The sequence below is a fragment of the Mesorhizobium sp. P3_A9 genome (assembly GCF_056402975.1).
In genome coordinates this window covers 1-16,450 of record NZ_JBFUGJ010000045.1, presented here as the reverse complement: position 1 = coordinate 16,450, position 16,450 = coordinate 1, and the positions used below count along the sequence as shown (strand labels likewise).

At 63.5% G+C, this 16,450-nt stretch carries 15 protein-coding genes; 9 read left to right on the top strand and 6 right to left on the bottom strand.

Going from position 1 to position 16,450, the window contains the following annotated elements:
- Positions 1-87: 87 nt before the first annotated feature.
- Entirely contained in the window at positions 88-1,440 is a 1,353-nt protein-coding gene (locus AC1DX0_RS09985) for an extracellular solute-binding protein (RefSeq protein WP_477355183.1), read from the bottom strand.
- A 364-nt stretch (positions 1,441-1,804) separates the two neighbouring features.
- Here AC1DX0_RS09985 and AC1DX0_RS09980 point away from each other — a divergent pair, with 364 nt between their 5' ends.
- The gene (locus AC1DX0_RS09980; RefSeq protein ID WP_477223391.1) at positions 1,805-4,258 is read left to right on the top strand and encodes a putative bifunctional diguanylate cyclase/phosphodiesterase; all 2,454 of its coding nucleotides are present in this window, start codon (positions 1,805-1,807) and stop codon (positions 4,256-4,258) included.
- 4 nt (positions 4,259-4,262) lie between these two features.
- On the opposite strand, the gene tlpA is transcribed toward AC1DX0_RS09980, so the two are convergent.
- On the bottom strand, positions 4,263-4,943 hold the full coding sequence (tlpA, locus tag AC1DX0_RS09975) for a thiol:disulfide interchange protein TlpA (RefSeq protein ID WP_477223359.1): 681 nt from the start codon (positions 4,941-4,943) through the stop codon (positions 4,263-4,265).
- Positions 4,944-4,980: 37 nt separating this feature from the next.
- On the opposite strand from tlpA, the gene argH reads away from it, so the two are divergent.
- The 6 genes from argH (at position 4,981) to AC1DX0_RS09945 (ending at position 12,115) form a co-directional block, all read left to right on the top strand.
- Positions 4,981-6,381 (top strand): argininosuccinate lyase, encoded by a 1,401-nt coding sequence (argH, locus tag AC1DX0_RS09970; RefSeq protein ID WP_477223358.1) that lies wholly within the window; start codon positions 4,981-4,983, stop codon positions 6,379-6,381.
- 96 nt (positions 6,382-6,477) lie between these two features.
- Positions 6,478-6,684, top strand: a complete 207-nt coding sequence (locus AC1DX0_RS09965; protein ID WP_477223357.1) for a hypothetical protein — start codon at positions 6,478-6,480, stop codon at positions 6,682-6,684.
- A gap of 62 nt (positions 6,685-6,746) precedes the next feature.
- Positions 6,747-8,015: a diaminopimelate decarboxylase gene (gene lysA / locus AC1DX0_RS09960; protein WP_477355180.1), complete on the top strand. Its 1,269-nt coding sequence runs from the start codon at positions 6,747-6,749 to the stop codon at positions 8,013-8,015.
- A gap of 28 nt (positions 8,016-8,043) precedes the next feature.
- Positions 8,044-8,985, top strand: a complete 942-nt coding sequence (locus AC1DX0_RS09955) for a threonine/serine dehydratase (RefSeq protein WP_477355177.1) — start codon at positions 8,044-8,046, stop codon at positions 8,983-8,985.
- A gap of 116 nt (positions 8,986-9,101) precedes the next feature.
- Positions 9,102-11,675 (top strand): TIGR02302 family protein, encoded by a 2,574-nt coding sequence (locus AC1DX0_RS09950; protein ID WP_477355174.1) that lies wholly within the window; start codon positions 9,102-9,104, stop codon positions 11,673-11,675.
- 53 nt (positions 11,676-11,728) lie between these two features.
- Positions 11,729-12,115 (top strand): glyoxalase superfamily protein, encoded by a 387-nt coding sequence (locus AC1DX0_RS09945; RefSeq protein WP_477355171.1) that lies wholly within the window; start codon positions 11,729-11,731, stop codon positions 12,113-12,115.
- Between the two features lie 42 nt (positions 12,116-12,157).
- Here the strand turns inward: AC1DX0_RS09945 and AC1DX0_RS09940 are convergent, their stop codons facing one another.
- Positions 12,158-13,015: a LysR substrate-binding domain-containing protein gene (locus tag AC1DX0_RS09940; protein ID WP_477223352.1), complete on the bottom strand. Its 858-nt coding sequence runs from the start codon at positions 13,013-13,015 to the stop codon at positions 12,158-12,160.
- A gap of 218 nt (positions 13,016-13,233) precedes the next feature.
- Here AC1DX0_RS09940 and AC1DX0_RS09935 point away from each other — a divergent pair, with 218 nt between their 5' ends.
- A complete protein-coding gene (locus AC1DX0_RS09935) occupies positions 13,234-14,181 on the top strand; it encodes a DMT family transporter (RefSeq protein ID WP_477355168.1) in 948 nt (315 codons plus the stop codon).
- On the opposite strand, the gene AC1DX0_RS09930 is transcribed toward AC1DX0_RS09935, so the two are convergent.
- The 3 genes from AC1DX0_RS09930 to AC1DX0_RS09920 all read right to left on the bottom strand — a co-directional run bounded on the left by AC1DX0_RS09930 (position 14,182) and on the right by AC1DX0_RS09920 (position 15,880).
- On the bottom strand, positions 14,182-14,553 hold the full coding sequence (locus AC1DX0_RS09930) for a response regulator (protein ID WP_477223350.1): 372 nt from the start codon (positions 14,551-14,553) through the stop codon (positions 14,182-14,184). It lies immediately after the preceding gene.
- A gap of 119 nt (positions 14,554-14,672) precedes the next feature.
- Positions 14,673-15,215, bottom strand: a complete 543-nt coding sequence (hpt, locus tag AC1DX0_RS09925; RefSeq protein WP_027031270.1) for a hypoxanthine phosphoribosyltransferase — start codon at positions 15,213-15,215, stop codon at positions 14,673-14,675.
- Between the two features lie 23 nt (positions 15,216-15,238).
- Positions 15,239-15,880 carry a hypothetical protein gene (locus AC1DX0_RS09920; RefSeq protein ID WP_477223349.1) on the bottom strand — a complete coding sequence of 214 codons (642 nt, stop codon included), beginning with the start codon at positions 15,878-15,880 and terminating at the stop codon, positions 15,239-15,241.
- Positions 15,881-16,071: 191 nt separating this feature from the next.
- Here AC1DX0_RS09920 and AC1DX0_RS09915 point away from each other — a divergent pair.
- Positions 16,072-16,450 (top strand): cell division ATP-binding protein FtsE (locus tag AC1DX0_RS09915; protein ID WP_477355164.1); only part of this gene is annotated, 379 nt, incomplete at its 3' end.

Genomic DNA, 16,450 nt, shown 5'->3' with positions numbered 1-16,450 from the left:
CCTGTCACGTTTGCATTAAATACGCGAAACAACCGCCCGTCGACTCGAAGCACAGGAGTCGACGGACGGCCTGAAAATTCCCAGCGATCAGGGCAGGGTCTTGCCCGGATAGGTCTGCTGGAAGCGGTCGAGGATGGCGTCGCCATTCTTGACCAGCGTGTCGAGGCCTTCCTGGACGCTGACCTTGTTGGCGAAGATCGCCTGCATCTGCGTGCCGAACTCGGCGCGGATCTGGGTGAAGTTGCCCAGCCGGATGCCGCGGGTGATTTCGGTCGGCTCSGACGCGGTCAGGCTGGCGATSGCGRYTTCGCGACCCTTGTAGGGYGCCTTGTCGTAGAAGCCCTSGGCTTTCAGGTAATCGAAGCCCGACTTCGTCACCGGGATGTAGCCGGTGTTGGTCGACCAGAACAAGGCGGTCTTGGGATCGTGGATGAAGTTCAAGAAGGCAGCCGCGCCCTTGTATTCGGCATCCGACTTGCCGGAAAGCACCCACAGCGAAGCGCCGCCAACCAGCGAATTCTTGCGCTCCGTGCCGGCATAGACCGGCAGTTCCGCGACATCCCAGTTCATGCCTTCCTTCTGGGTCCTGCCGACCGTGCCGTGGTCGCCGACCGAGGTCAGGATGACCTGGCAGGTGCCCGAGGCGAAGGCTTGGACCATGTCCTGGCCGAGGTCTTTGGACTTGATCTTGATCAGACCGGCATCATACCACTTCTTGAGATCGGTGACGTACTGGACGAACTTGGTCTTGTTGACTTCCAGACGTGCGTCGAGGCCGTCATAGCCATTGTTCTTGGTCGCGATCGGCTGGTTGTGGAGCGCCGAGAACTGCTCCATCAGCTGCCAGCTTTCGTTGGCCGAGATGTTGATGGCCATCGGGCATTCATAGCCGGCATCTTTCATCGCCTTGAGGTCGGCGCCGACATCTTCCCAGGTCTTCGGCGCCTCGGTCTTGCCGATCTTGGCGAAGGCGTCCTTGTTCCAGTACATCAGCGSSGTCGAGGAATTGAACGGGAASGAMAGCATCTCGCCCTTCGACGTSGCGTAGTAGCGCGCGATGCCGGGGAAATAGTCGGCGTAGTCGATCTTGTAGCCRTTYTCTTCCATCAGYTTGYCGGCRGGCTTGTAGGCGCCYGAMAGCATCATCGTGGCGGTGCCGACATCATAGACCTGGACGACGGTCGGCTGCTTGCCTGCACGGAAGGCCGCGATGGTGTTCTGCAGCGTGGCGTCGTAATTGCCCTGGCTGGTGCAGACGACTTCATAGTCCGCCTGCGAGGCATTGAAGTTCTTGCACATCGTATCGACGACACGGGCGAGATCGCCCGAAAGGCCGAACCAGAAATCGAATTTTACCGGTTCCGCAGAGGCAGGCATCGCCAGCGCGGTGCTGAGCGCACCAGCGGCAAGGGCAGCAAAGCCCCGCTTGATCATAGTCATGGTTTTTCCCTCTTGAGTGGCTGGTGACAAGGGTCTTGCGCAAGTCCTTGCCGGCTCTCTTAGAGAAKGTATGTGACAGTTCTGTTGTGGCTCTCCGGCCTTTGCACAGCTGCTCGCTCCTCTCCCTCGGCGGCTTGGCCGGCATCAAAACTGCACACCGGCGTCTGAGGTAGCTAGGGCGACTGTCGAGGACGTAAAGACCATGATTATCCGGCTAAAGGGACGATGAAATGCTGTGCAGCAACTGACGGGCGTGCGCCGGGGCGGCACGCTCTGGTTGCAGGAAACCTTATCGATCCTTCAACAGCCAAGCAGTAATCAGTTATATTTCGTTTTTATTTCCAATGAGCTTTGGGGAAATAGGATGTTGACGGTCTACAATTGTATCGTGAACCAGCACGATCTGAGACTGGTCGCACTGGCCGCGCTGATCTGCGGAATTTCTTGTTTCTCTGCTGTCAGCCTGCTTCATCACATCAGCCGCTCGACGGACCGGAACCGACTTGCCTGGCTGATGATTGCGGCCACCTCGACCGGCTTCGGCATCTGGGCAACGCATTTCATCGCCATGCTTGCGTTCACGCCGGGGATACCCAGTGCCTACGATCCGTGGCTCTCCGTACTTTCGCTCGCTGGCTCGGTCGCGCTGACGGCGGCCGGCATGTGGATCGCCACCTTGCGCGACGAGTTCGAGTATCATCTCGTCGGCGGCGCCGTTCTGGGCGGCGGTATCGCGGCCATGCACTATATCGGCATGGCGGCATTCGAGGTCGAGGGCCGGGTCGAATGGAACCTGTTGCTTGTCGCCGTTTCCCTGCTGGCCGGTGTAACGCTAGCGGCGCTCGCGCTGCATGTCGTGCTGCGCCGCCCCTCCCTGGTAGCCACATCCGTCGGCGCGGTGCTTTTGACGCTGGCGATCTGCACCTTGCATTTCATCGGCATGGGTGCCGTCTCGATCTTTCCCGATTCCTCGATCGTCATATCCGAATACACGATCGAGCCGACCTCGCAGGCTTTCGCGGCAGCGGCCGCCACGCTGGTGATCCTGGTGCTGTCGGCATCGGCGCTTTGGATCGATCTGCGCTTCCGTCGCCAGAAGCTCGAGGTCGACCGCATGCACGGCCTGGCCAATGCCGCCGTGGAGGGCCTGATCGTCTGCGACGGCAACCGCATCGTCAGTGCCAATGACAGCATGGGCAAGCTGACCGGCACGCTGGCAGCAGCGCTGAATGGCATGGAACTGGGCGAGCTCTTTGACGAACACGCTGCAAGCGACGCGGCCAGCCTGGAGGGCCAGCCGTGGGAGGCGGAGTTGCGGAACCGCGATGGGACGCGAATTCCCGTCGAACTGATCGCCMGAAGCATCGACTATTGCGGCAAGCCCCACAACGTCATCGCCGTTCGCGACATCCGTGAACGCAAGAAGGCGGAGCAGGAGATCCTTCGCCTCGCTCATTTCGACCCGCTGACGGGACTCGCCAACCGCCGGTCCTTTTCCAGCCGTCTCGATCTGGAAATCGCATCCATGAAACGGGCCACCAGTGCCGACAAGGGCGTCAAAGGCCGGCATCTTGCGCTTCTGCTGTTCGACCTCGACCGCTTCAAGGAGGTGAACGACCTCTACGGGCACGGCGCCGGCGATGCGATGCTGCAGAAGGTGGCAAACTGCGCAGCCGGCGTTCTGCGCTACGGACAGATGCTTGCCCGCCTCGGCGGCGACGAATTCGCCATCATCGCTCCCAACCTGCCCGACCCGCAGGCGGCGGGCCGCATCGCAGGCTCACTGCTCGCCGCGATGCGCGACGAAAACCGGGCCGCGGTCGGCGGCGGCCTGGTCTCGGCCAGCATCGGCATCGCGATCTATCCGCTCGATGCCGAAGACCAGACCAGCCTGATCAGCCATGCCGATACGGCACTCTACCGCGCCAAGACCGAAGGCAGGGACACTTTCCGCTATTTCGAGGCGTCGATGGGCGCCGAGGCCCGCGACAAGCGCGTGATGGAACACGAATTGCGCCAGGCCGTCGTGCGTGGTGAATTCTACCTCGTCTACCAGCCGCAGAAGGAGATCAGCAGCGGCAAGATGCTTGGCTTCGAAGCCCTGATCCGCTGGCGCCATCCCGAACGCGGCGACGTTTCCCCCGCAATATTCATCCCGGTGGCCGAAGACAGCGGCGCCATTGGGCAGATTGGCGACTGGGTGCTCGACGCGGCCTGCGCGGAAGCCGCCCGCTGGGAAAATCCGCTGACGATCGCCGTCAACGTCTCCGCGGTACAACTTCACAATCCCAATTTCAGCCGCAAGGTACACGAGACCCTGCTGAAGACAGGTCTTGCCGCGACAAGGCTGGAACTCGAGATCACCGAAACCGCGCTGGTMAAGGACATGCCGCGYGCRCTGGCRAGCYTGCGGCAGGTCAAGGCGCTTGGCGTGCGCGTSGCCATGGACGATTTCGGAACCGGCTATTCCTCTCTCTCGAACCTGCGCGCCTTCCCCTTCGACAAGATCAAGATCGACTCCTCCTTCATCAAGGCGGTCGACACCAACGGCCAGGTCGCGGCGATCGTGCGCGCCGTGCTGGGGCTGGGACGCGGCCTTGGCCTGCCAGTTCTTGCCGAAGGTGTCGAGACGCTTGGCGAGCTGAAGTTCCTGGACGCCGAAGCCTGCGAGATCGGCCAGGGCTACTATCTCGGCAAGCCGGCGCCGATCGAGGCGTTCGACGACCTGACCGGCATGGGCAAGCGCGCTCCGGTGCGCGCCGCCAAACACAGGGATAGTGGCCTCGTATTGCTCAAGCCAAGCGTGCGCTCGGCCTGATCGCTCACGATCCGAGTGCCGTCTCGACCAGCCGCCTGGCGTCGGGGCTCGACCATTCGGCCGGGCCGTTCATATGCGCGATCAGGCAACCTTCGCCGTCGATCAGCATGGTGACGGGAAGGCCAAACGCCAGGCCGCGTGCCTTGAGGTCGTTGAACAGCGCCACCGTCGAATCCCGGTAGTAGCCGAGCGTCTCGACGCCTGTGTCCTTGAGAAATTTCTTCGGCTTCACATCGTCGCCGGTATCGACATTGACGGCGACGACCTGAAAGGCGTCGCTGCCCTTTTCCTTCTGCAGCGCATCGAGCGCCGGCATTTCGGCACGGCACGGCGCGCACCATGTCGCCCAGAGATTGAGCAGCACCGTCTTGCCGGCATGGTCGGCGATCGTCATCGGCTTGCCGTCCGGGCCGTTGAAGGCAAGGCTCTTCATGGATTGCGGCGGATCGGCGGGCAACAGGGCGGCGACTTCGCCCGTGGCCGCSGCGGCRACCTTCTTGGCGCGGTCGCTCTTGGCGGCGCAGGCGACGTCGTCCTTGCTGTCGCCGACCGCCACTTGCGCCGGTGCATTGTTGCCAGACCGGCTCTCGCTGACATATACCGCGACCGCGCCGGCCAGCGCTCCCGCCACCAGGGCGGCGAGGATCAGGCGCGGGGCCGGGAAAAATCTGTTTCCGTCTGCCATGTTCTCAAAACTGCTCCGAAGCACGGGTTTTATAGCGATGAGCGACAAGAAGACCAGCAACCAGATGTGGGGCGGACGATTTGCCTCGGGTCCGGCCGCGATCATGGAAGCGATCAACGCGTCGATCTCGTTCGACCGCAAACTCTACGCGCAGGACATCCGCGGCTCGATCGCCCATAGCGAGATGCTGGCGCAAACGGGCATTATTTCGGCGGCCGATCAAGAAAAAATCGCTCACGGCCTGAACACGATCCTGAAAGAGATCGAGGCCGGCAACTTCGAGTTTTCGACCAAGCTCGAAGACATCCACATGAATGTCGAATCCCGCCTCGCCGAGCTGATCGGCCCGGCCGCCGGCCGCCTGCACACCGCGCGTTCGCGCAACGACCAGGTGGCGGTGGATCTGAGGCTCTGGGTGAAGGACGAATGCTTTCGTGTCGCCGAGGCGCTGAAGGGCCTGATCACGGCGCTGCTGGAACGGGCCGAGGAGCATGCGGCGACCGTGATGCCGGGCTTTACCCATATGCAGGCGGCGCAGCCGGTGACTTTCGGCCATCACTGCATGGCTTATGTCGAGATGTTTTCGCGCGACCTGTCGCGCGTGCGCGACGCGATCGAGAGGATGGACGAGAGCCCGCTGGGTGCGGCAGCCCTTGCCGGCACCAGCTTCCCGATCGACCGCCACCAGACGGCAAAAGCGCTCGGCTTCCGCGAGCCGATGCGCAATTCGCTGGACAGCGTTTCCGATCGCGATTTCGCGCTGGAGTTCCTCGGCATGGCGGCGATCTGCGCCACGCATCTGTCGCGGCTGGCGGAAGAGATCATCATCTGGTCGACGCCGCAGTTCGGCTTCATTAGGCTCTCGGATAGTTTTTCCACCGGCTCCTCGATCATGCCGCAGAAGAAGAACCCCGACGCCGCCGAACTGGTACGCGGCAAGACCGGCCGCGTCACCGGCCATCTGGTCGGCCTGCTGACGGTGATGAAGGGCATGCCTTTGACCTATGGCAAGGACATGCAGGAAGACAAGGAATCGGTGTTCGATGCCGCCGAGACACTCGATCTGATGCTGGCGGCGATGACCGGCATGGTCTCCGACATGACGGTCAACGCGGCCGCGATGAAGAAGGCCGCCGGCTCCGGCCACGCGACGGCGACCGACCTCGCCGACTGGCTGGTGCGCACGCTCGGCCTGCCGTTCCGCGAGGCGCATCATGTCACCGGCCGCGCCGTGGCGCTGGCCGAGGAGAAGAAGGTGAGCCTGGAGAAGCTTTCGCTGGAGGACCTGCAGTCGATCAACCCCGGCATCACATCGGATATTTTCTCGGTGCTGGCGGTGCAGAACTCGGTCAAGAGCCGCATCAGTTTCGGCGGCACCGCTCCGTCGGAAGTGAGGAAGCAGATTCGCTATTGGAAAAAGCGACTGGCGAAAGGCTGATGCCCCGATATTGCGACAGCAATATATCCGGGGTGCAATACGCCGAGAACTCGGCTAAAAGCGGYGGCTGACAAAACGTTTCGGACGGATGGATCGATGACCGGAAGCAGGATTTTGGTGACGCTGACGCTGCTGGTGGCGATGGCCGCCGTGACCGCCTGCGGCCGCAAGGCCGGTCTCGACACGCCCTATGAAGCTGCCGAACAGGCGCGCAAGGATGCCGAGAAGGCCAAACAGCCCCTGCCGCCGGAGCCGGAAAAACCGGTCAAGGACAAGAAGTTCATCCTCGACCCGCTGATCTAGAACCGATCAGACCGGGCTTCTAAACCCGATCTCATCGTGCTCCAACTTCCGGAACCACTCTCGTGAACCATTTCGACTACCGCGACGGCGTGCTCCATGCCGAGGACGTGGCAATCCCTGATATCGCCGTCCAGGTCGGCACGCCGTTCTACTGCTACTCCACCGCCACCTTGACCAGACACTACCGGGTGTTCGCCCAGGCCTTTGCCGGGCTGGACACGCTGGTCTGCTACGCCATGAAGGCCAATTCCAACCAGGCCGTGCTGCGGACCTTGGCCAAGCTCGGCGCCGGCGCCGACGTGGTCTCGGAAGGCGAATTGCGCCGGGCGCTCGCCGCCGGCGTGCCGCCCAGCAAGATCCTGTTCTCGGGCGTCGGCAAGACCGCGCGTGAAATGGACTTTGCGCTCGAAGCCGGCATCCTTTGCTTCAACGTCGAATCCGAGCCCGAACTCGAACTGCTCTCGGCCCGTGCCACGGCACTCGGCAAAGTGGCGCCGATCTCGCTGCGCATCAATCCCGATGTCGACGCCAAGACCCACAAGAAGATCTCCACCGGCAAGGCCGAGAACAAGTTCGGCATTGCCTGGCAGCGGGCGCGGCAGGTCTATGCCCGCGCGGCAACGCTTCCGGGCATCAAGGTCACCGGCATCGACACCCATATCGGCAGCCAGATCACCGAGTTGCAGCCCTTCGACGACGCTTTCGCCCTGCTGGTCGATCTGGTCGGCGCGCTGCGCGCCGATGGCCATGCCATCGATCATGTCGATCTCGGCGGCGGGCTGGGCATTCCCTATCGCGTCGACAACAACCCGCCGCCTTTGCCCGACGCCTATGCCCAGGTCGTCAGGAAGCATGTCACCAAGCTCGGGCTGAAGGTGATGTTCGAGCCGGGCCGGCTGATCGTAGGCAATGCCGGCATCCTCGTCTCGGAAGTGATCTTCGTGAAGGAAGGCGACGCCAAGAATTTCCTCGTCGTCGACGCCGCCATGAACGAYCTGATCCGGCCGACGCTCTACGAYGCCTTCCACGASATCARRCCGGTSGTRCAGCCGCCGGCCGACACGCCGCGCATGATGGTCGACGTGGTCGGCCAGGTCTGCGAGACCGGCGATTATCTCGGCCTCGACCGCGATCTGCCGAGGCTGAAGGCCGGCGATCTCGTTGCCGTTTCCACGGCCGGCGCCTACGGCGCCGTGCAGGCCGGCACCTACAACACCCGCCTGCTGGTGCCGGAAGTGCTGGTCGACGGCGACCGTTTCCACGTCGTGCGTCCGCGGCTGACCTATGACGATCTGATCGGGCTGGATTCGATACCCGACTGGCTGGCATAGCCGGGATTTTTTATACGAGGAACAAGTCATGGCGCAGGGCAACACCGTCACACGCGAACGCATTGCCGCGATGGAACCGCGCATCCGCCCCTATATCAGGCACACACCGGTGCTGCGCGTCGACATGGCCGACTTCGACCGGCCGCCGCTGGCGGTCGACCTCAAGCTCGAATGCCTGCAGCATTCCGGCTCGTTCAAGGCGCGCGGCGCCTTCACAAACCTGCTCGAACGGCCGGTCCCCAAAGCCGGCGTCGTCGCCGCATCGGGCGGCAACCATGGCGCGGCCGTCGCTTATGCCGCCATGCGGCTCGGCCACAAGGCGACCATCTTCGTCCCCGAAGTCAGCCCGCAGGCCAAGCTGGACCGTATTCGCTTCTATGGCGCCGACCTCGTCGTCGGCGGTGCCCGCTATGCCGAGGCGCTGGCCGCCAGCGAACGTTTCGCCGAGGAAACCGGCGCCCTGCAGATCCACGCCTTCAACCAGGAGGAAACGCTGATCGGCCAGGGCACGCTCGGGCTCGAGATCGAGAACGATTTGCCTGAGATCGACACGCTGCTGGTCGCCGTCGGCGGTGGCGGCCTGATCGGCGGCATTGCTGCCTGGTATGCCGGCCGCATCCGCATCATCGCCRTCGAGCCCGAGGGSGCGCCRACRCTTCATCKCGCCTTCGMGGCCGGCMAKCCYGTCGACGCRCCGGCGGAAGGCATCGCCGCCGATTCGCTGGCSCCAAARCGCGTCGGCGAAATGATGTTYCCGATYGCCGAAGCCTTCGTCGARCGCTCCMTSCTGGTCAGCGACGACGACATCATYGCMGCGCAGAAGGCGCTGTGGAAYCGRGTGCGSATCATYTCCGAGCCGGGCGGTGCGGCSGCCTTCGCCGCGATCCTGTCCGGCCGCTACACGCCGGCAGCGGGTGAACGCGTCGCCGTGCTGGTCTGTGGGGCGAATGCAAATCCTGCAAACTTCTGATTGCAACTATCGCGGCAGGCTTCACGTTTTTTGAAAGCGCCTCGCCTTTGCCGTGTTTGCTGGTATTCTTCGAGTCGTAAGGAACGGGCTATCCTGTCCGATTCCAGGAAGGGCCGATGACGCAACGACCCATCTTCAGCAACGATCGCGGCCTGGCCGGGCGCCTGGCGCTCAGTCGGCTGGCGACGCGGGTCTCGATGCTGATCGAGCGCGGCTGGCCGCTGCTGCTGCCGCTGATCATTGTCGCCAGCCTGTTCCTGAGCATCTCCTGGTTCGGCGTTTTCTCCCGGCTGCCGGATATCGCGCGCATCGGCCTTGTCGCCGCATTCGGCCTGGCAGGGCTGGCGGCGCTCTATCCGTTGCGCTTCTTCCGCCTGCCCGGTGCCGCCGAGGTCGATCGCCGCATCGAGGCCGCCAACGAATTGCTGCACAGCCCCGTGCTGGTGCAGGCCGACCGGCCAAGCGGCCGGGACAGCAGTTTTTCGCAAGTGCTGTGGCGCGAGCACCAGAAGCGCATGGCCGCCAGGCTCGACAGCCTGGGCGCCGACCTGCCACGCACGCGCGTGCCGGAGCGCGACCCTTGGGGGCTGCGCGCGGTGGCTGCGCTCCTGCTCGTCACCGCCTTTGCCTTCTCCTTCGGGCCGACCGGCGGCAGGATAGCTGACGGCTTCAGCGCGCATGGCGCGCACGATGCCGTGCCGCCGCGCATCGACGCATGGGTGACGCCGCCGGCCTATACCGGCAAGCCGCCGATCTTCCTGACCGCCGACGCCAACCAGGCGACGCCGACGTTTCATGTACCTGAAGGCAGCGACGTCTCCTTGCGCGTCACCGGAGGCTCGGGCGAGGAAACGCTTGCCTATGCCGACAAGGATGGCAATGCGCGCGCCATCGACCCGGCAGGACCGCAAGCCAGCACCGCCAAGCCGGCAGCAATCTCCGCCGCTCCGTCCAAGGTACGTCAGTTCACCGGCAAGCTGACCGGCGACGGCACGCTGACGCTGAAATCAGGCGAGGACCAGCTYGGCCGCTGGGCCTTCGCCGTGATCCCGGACAAACCGCCGCAGATTCGCTTCGTCGGCGAGCCCAAGCGCGCCGCCAACGGCGCCTTCGAGCTCAATTACCAGATCGACGACGATTATGGCGCCGCCACCGCCAAGGCGGTCTTCGAAATGGCCGACCCGCAGGCGCCGGATGCGCATCCGCTCTACGGCCCGCCCGAAATGCCGCTGGCGCTGCCGCGCCGCGGCGGCAAGTCGAATGCCGCCAAGACCACCAAGGACCTGACCGAGCATGTCTGGGCCGGCAGCAGCATCAAGCTGACGCTGGTCGCCACCGACGATGCCGGACACACGGCGTCCAGCGAGACCAAGACGCTTGTCATGCCCGAACGGCCGTTCGCCAATCCGTTGGCGCGGGCAGTGATCGAACAGCGCCGCCTGCTGGCGCTCGACGCCAATGCCAAGCCGCGCGTCTTCGACCTGATCGACGCCATCACGCTGCGGCCCGAAGACACGTTCGACAACATGTCCCACTACCTTGCCATCATGAGCGCGCGCAGCCGGCTGAAGCTGGCCGGCAACGACGATCAGCTGCGCAGCGAGGTCGCCTATCTCTGGGAAATCGCGCTCGGTATCGAAGAGGGCAATCTCTCGGCCGCCGAAAAGCGGCTGCGCCAGGCGCAGCAGGCGTTGCAGGACGCCATCAAGAACGGCGCCAGCGACCAGGAAATCGAAAAGGCGATGAAGGAACTGCGCGAGGCGATGAACGAGTTCCTGCAGGAATTCGCCGAACGCGCCAAGCAGAACCCGAACGCGCCGCAGATGCAGCAGAACGGCCAGGAACTGCGCCAGAGCGACATCGACCGCATGATGGACCAGATCGAGAATCTGGCGAARTCWGGCGATCGCGACAAGGCRCAGSARYTGCTGTCGCARCTGCAGGACATGATGAACAATCTSCAGGCCGGSCGYCAGCARCAGGGCGRCSAGCAGGAYAGCSAGATGCGCCAGCAGATGGACAAGCTSGGCGAGATYMTGCGGCGCCAGCAGGAGATGATGAACGACACCTTCCGCATGGACCAGATGCAGCGCGGCAAGAACCCCAACGATCAGTCTGGCGGCCAGGACCAGGACCTGCCGGGCGTTGGCCAGGACCGCGATCCGCTGGCCAGGCCGAAACAGCAGATGACGCCGCAGGAGTTCGCCGACGCGCTGAAGCAGCTGCAGGAAGGCCAGGGTCAGCTGAAAAGCGACCTSGAGCAGCTGAAGAAAGGCCTCGAAGGCATGGGCATGGAGCCCAAYGAGGGATTTGGCGAGGCCGGCAARTCGATGGGCAATGCCGAACAGGCGCTTGGCGAGGGCCAGGGCGATGAGGCCGTCGGCCACCAGGGCCGGGCGCTCGAAGCGCTGCGCAAGGGCGCCAAGGACATGATGAAGCAGATGCAGGCCATGCAGGGCGACCAGGGCGGCAGCCAGGAAGGCGGTCGCCAGCAGAATGCCGACCGTGACCCGCTCGGCCGGCCGCGCGCCAGCCAGGGTCCGGATTTCGGCGATTCGGTGAAAGTCCCCGACGAGATCGACGTCCAGCGCGCCCGCCAGATCCTGGAAGCGATCCGTAAGCGGCTTGGCAACGCACTCAGCCCCAACATCGAGCGCAGCTATCTGGAACGGCTGCTTGAGCTGAAATAGGGATCGCCGCCCGGACGYCCTGCCCGAAACCCTTCTCGAACGGCTGTAACACCATGCCGAAACTTGGCACTGTCACCCCCATCCTGCGCATCTTCGATATTGCCAAGGCGCATGAATTCTACGTCGACTTTCTTGGTTTCGACGTGCAGTTCGAACACCGCTTCGAGGACAAGGCGCCGCTTTACACAGGCGTCTCCCGCGACGGCTGCGTCTTGCATCTGAGCRAACATCATGGCGACGGCACGCCGGGCTCTCACATCCGGATCGAGACGACCGACATTGCGGGGCTGCACCGCGAGTTGACCGCCAGGAAGTACCGCTTTGCCGGACCGGGGTTGGAGGAGACACCTTGGAAGACGAAGGAGGTCACGGTCGACGATCCGTTCGGCAACCGCCTCACCTTCTATGAGGATGTGAGAGCAATTCCAGGAAAAGTGTGAACGGTTTTCCGTCCGGAATTGCGTCAAAATAAAGCTCTGACCCTACCTATTGACGAAGGCCTCACGGATCGCCTCCTGCATGCCGTCGATCGCCTCGCCTGACGCATTCGGGTTGCGGTGCATCACCACATTGGAGGAATCGATGTCGCCGAACCCGTCGGCGGACGTCAGCTCGCGGCAGCCGTCCGGAATGTTGCTGCGCGAAATCGGCGCGATCGCCAGTCCCGAGGTGACGGCAAGCTTCAGACCGCCCGTGGTGTCGCTGGTATAGGCGACACGATAGGCAAGACCGCGCTGCTCCAGCGATTTGATGGCGAAGTCCTTGCACCAGCTGACCCGGTTGTAGAGCGCGATCGGCACCGGCCGCTCCTCATGCATGTGATGCAGGCTCGATGTCACCCACACGGTCGGGTCGTGCATAAGCACTTCGCCGCCGGCCAGATCCTGCCATTCGAACACCACGCAGAGATCAAGCTCGCCGGCAGCGAGCGCCGCCAACTGTGCTCCCGAATGCGCATAGCGCACGGTGACCTCGACCTTGGTGTGACGCTTCGAGAATGCGCCCAGCGCGCGCGACAGGATGGCGTGGCCATATTCCTCCGGAATGCCGATGCGCACCGGCCCGCCMAGCGGYGCYGCMGCCATCGACGCCGCCGTCTCGTCGAGCAGSGAGACGATGCGGCGGGCGTTGACGATGAGYTCRCCGCCRCGCCGCGTCAGCGCSACGCCGCGCGAGCCGCGCTCGAACAGGCTGTCGCCGACCAGCTCTTCGAGCTTCTTCATCTGCATCGACACCGCCGACTGGGTGCGACCGGCCTGCTCGGCCGCCCGCGTGAAATTGCCGGCTTCGGCGATGGCGACAAAGGTGCGTAGGAGATCGCTGTCGAGGGTTGGTCGCATGGAATCCGCCATAAGAAAATCTGATCACAGCTATCATTCCAATTCGTTTGCAACATGTCAAACGCCGGACGATAGTTGTGACACCCATTGGATATGCGGCTGCGAAATCGGCTGCGGACCAATAAAGAGTCCTCACTCGTGCCCGCTGCCCGAAACGGTGGCGGGTTCTTTTTGATCCGGACGCGCTCCGGGTCATATGCACAGGAGCCGGAACGCAGATGCAGAATAGGATGGTGCGCGGCATCCTGAGCCTSTGCCTKGGCGTGCTGGTGTTCTCGCTSCAGGAYCCGCTSGTCAARGCCGTGTCRRGCRSCTAYCCGGTGACCGARGTGATGGCSATCCGCTCGATCATCGCTTTGCCGATCTTGATCGTTCTCGTCCACGCCGATGTCGGGCTGTCGGCAATTCTGTCGAAGCGATTCGGCTTGCTGACGATCCGCGCTTTCATCCAGTTCACCTCCTACACGGTCTACTATCTGGCCATCGCCGCGCTGCCGCTGGCCGACGCGGTTGCGCTCTACTTTATGGCGCCGCTGTTCATCATGGCACTGGCCGGGCCGTATCTTGGTGAGCGCGTCTCCTGGCAAACGCTGGCGACCGTGCTGATCGGCATGCTTGGCGTTATCGTGATGGTGCGCCCCGGCGCTGGCCTGTTCGACTGGGCGGCACTGCTGTCGCTGGGCTCGGCAGCCCTCTACGGTTTCTCGCAGCTGATGGCCCGCAAGATCGGCGACACCGAATCATCCACCGTGATGGCCTTCTACCAGAACGGCGCCTATCTCATCGGCGCCGCCGTGGTTGCCGGCACATTCCATTTGGCCGGCATAACCCACGCCGTCCATCCCAGCATCGAATTCCTGGTGCGGCCGTGGATATGGCCGACGCTGCCTGATTTTCTCAAGATGGCTGCCTGCGGTTTCGTCGCCTCCGCCGGCATGATCCTGCTGTCGCAGGGCTACCGGCTGGCGCCGGCCAACCGCGTCGCCACCTTCGAATACACCGGCATTCTGTGGTCGCCGCTGTGGGGTTTTCTGTTCTTCGCCGAGGTGCCGCGGTCGACGACCGTGATCGGCGCAGCCCTCATCATCGGCGCCGGCCTGCTGGCGCTCAACATCGGACGGCGCGTGAGTACAGCACCGGCGGTTGCCGCCGGAGATCCAGCCTGATCAGGCGAAGCAGATCAGCGCCCGTTCGACACGCGAACGGATTTCAGCCAGCGTGAAGGGCTTTTGCACGACATCGAGGATGATGCCGTTCAACTCCTCGGCGCGCTCGCGCTGGTCGGCATAGCCGGTCATCAGCACGATCTTCATCGTCGGGAAAAGCGCCGCCGCCGCGATCGCCATCTCGATGCCGTCCATTTCCGGCATGCGGATATCGGAGACGACGAGATCGTAGCCGCCATGCGCGGCGCGTATCAGCGCCAGGCCTTGCGCGCCGTCGGCGGCGATATCGATTGCGTGGCCGGCGCGTTCAAGCGCGCGGGCGGCGAGGGTGCGGACGGACTCATCGTCCTCGACGATCAAAAGCTTTGCCATGGCCGGCAATTTGGCGGGGAAAAGTTGACTTTTTCTGAAAGCCCCCAGCGTCGGACCAGGCTAATTTTTCCGGCACCGTTAAGGGCTTTTTCAGAACTTGCCGGTGCGAGGCGCTGGCCTCACGCATCGCCTTTCACAACACCGACGAACGGCAGTTCGCGAAAGGCGTGCGCCACGTCCATGCCGTAGCCGACGACGAAATAATCGGGGCAGTCGAAACCGACATAGTCGGCGACGAGCGCGGTCTGGCGGCGCATGCGCTTGTCGAGCAGCACGGCGATGGAGCAGCTTTTCGCACCGCGCGACAGCATCAGGTCGCGGGTGAAGGTCAGCGTCTTGCCGGATTCCAGAATGTCGTCGATCAGCAGCACGTCGCGGCCGGCGACCTCGTTGTCGATGTCGCGCAGCACCCTCACCTCGCCGCTGGTGGTGCCGGCGCCGTAGCTGGAAATGAAGATGAACTCGACCTCTGGCGACAGGCCGACATCATGCATGGCGCGGATCAGGTCGGCGGCGAAGATGAACGAGCCCTTCAGCACCGAAATCACCAGCAGATCGTGATAGTCGTGCTCGGCGATCTCCTTGGCCAGTTCGAGATTGCGGCGCGCGATCGCCGACGCCGAAAACAGGACTTCGATGTCCTTGTCGCGTACGATGGGCATTGCTGGTCTTCCCCGATGATCGCCTATTGCGCGAAAGTGACTAAAACGGTCCTCACGCCGTTCTTAGGCACGTCGAGCCGGCTGGCAAAGCCGAATCTTTCGCCCGAAGCCAGCGAATGGCCGGATGTCCCCAACGTATAGCGGGTTGTGCGTCCATCATTGCCAGTCACCCGGATTTCGAGCGGCGGCAGGGTCGCTGGCCCTATCCCGTCATTGGCAGCCTCGCCATCGACGAACAGCACCGGATTGGCTCCTGAGGCGTCGACATGTGAGGTGACGCCTGAAATCGTCAGCGCCGACGCTTGGGCGACGGACAGGAACGGCGCCTGGCGCACCAGCGCATGTCCGCCGGAAACCCAGAAGGCGGCGAGCGCAGCACCGATGCCGGCGATCCAGAAGATCGGCCCGCCGCGCGCGGCCGGCGGCCGTTCCGCCGGTGGTTCCGGCTTGCGCAGCATGTCCATGCCCTCGATGGACGGGGTAACGATTGGACGCGGGAGCGGCGAATCGCTTTCGACTGAAGGGGCCGGCGGCGGCAACACGACATAGTCGGCATCGATGATATCGGCGGCCGGGCGGCGCACGATCCGGTCCGCCACGGCAATTGCCGGTGGATCGGTCATGATTTCGCCGGAAACCGGGCGCGCGGTTCGTTCGTCAGCCATATGGCCCCGTTATTGCGCGTGTTCGCTTTTCGTTTCTTTTGCGTAAACAAAAATGGTTAACGCTTCCCCACCGGAGCCCTCGTGACGCGCCGAAACAACCCAGGAATTAACCGCCGGTTAACCATGCCGGCCGATGGTCTTTTCGCAGAACAGGCAGGCTCTGCGCTGCCAGGAAATTCAGGTCGTCGAAATTGATTCGCTTCGAAAATGTCGGCCTCCGCTATGGCATGGGTCCGGAAATCCTCCGCGACATCACCCTGCACATACCGGAGCGCTCGTTCCAGTTCCTGAGCGGGCCTTCGGGCGCCGGCAAGACGACCTTGCTGCGCCTTTTGTTCATGTCGCTGAAGCCGACGCGCGGGCTGATCACGATTTTCGGCAAGGACCGCTCCCGTATCTCGCGCACCGAACTGCCGCATCTGCGGCGCCGCATCGGCGTGGTGTTCCAGGATTTTCGCCTGCTCGACCACATGACCACCTATGAGAACGTCGCGCTGCCGCTGCGCGTACGCGGGCGCGAGGAAGCGAGCTACCGCACCGACGTGACCGAGCTGTTGAAATGGGTGGGTC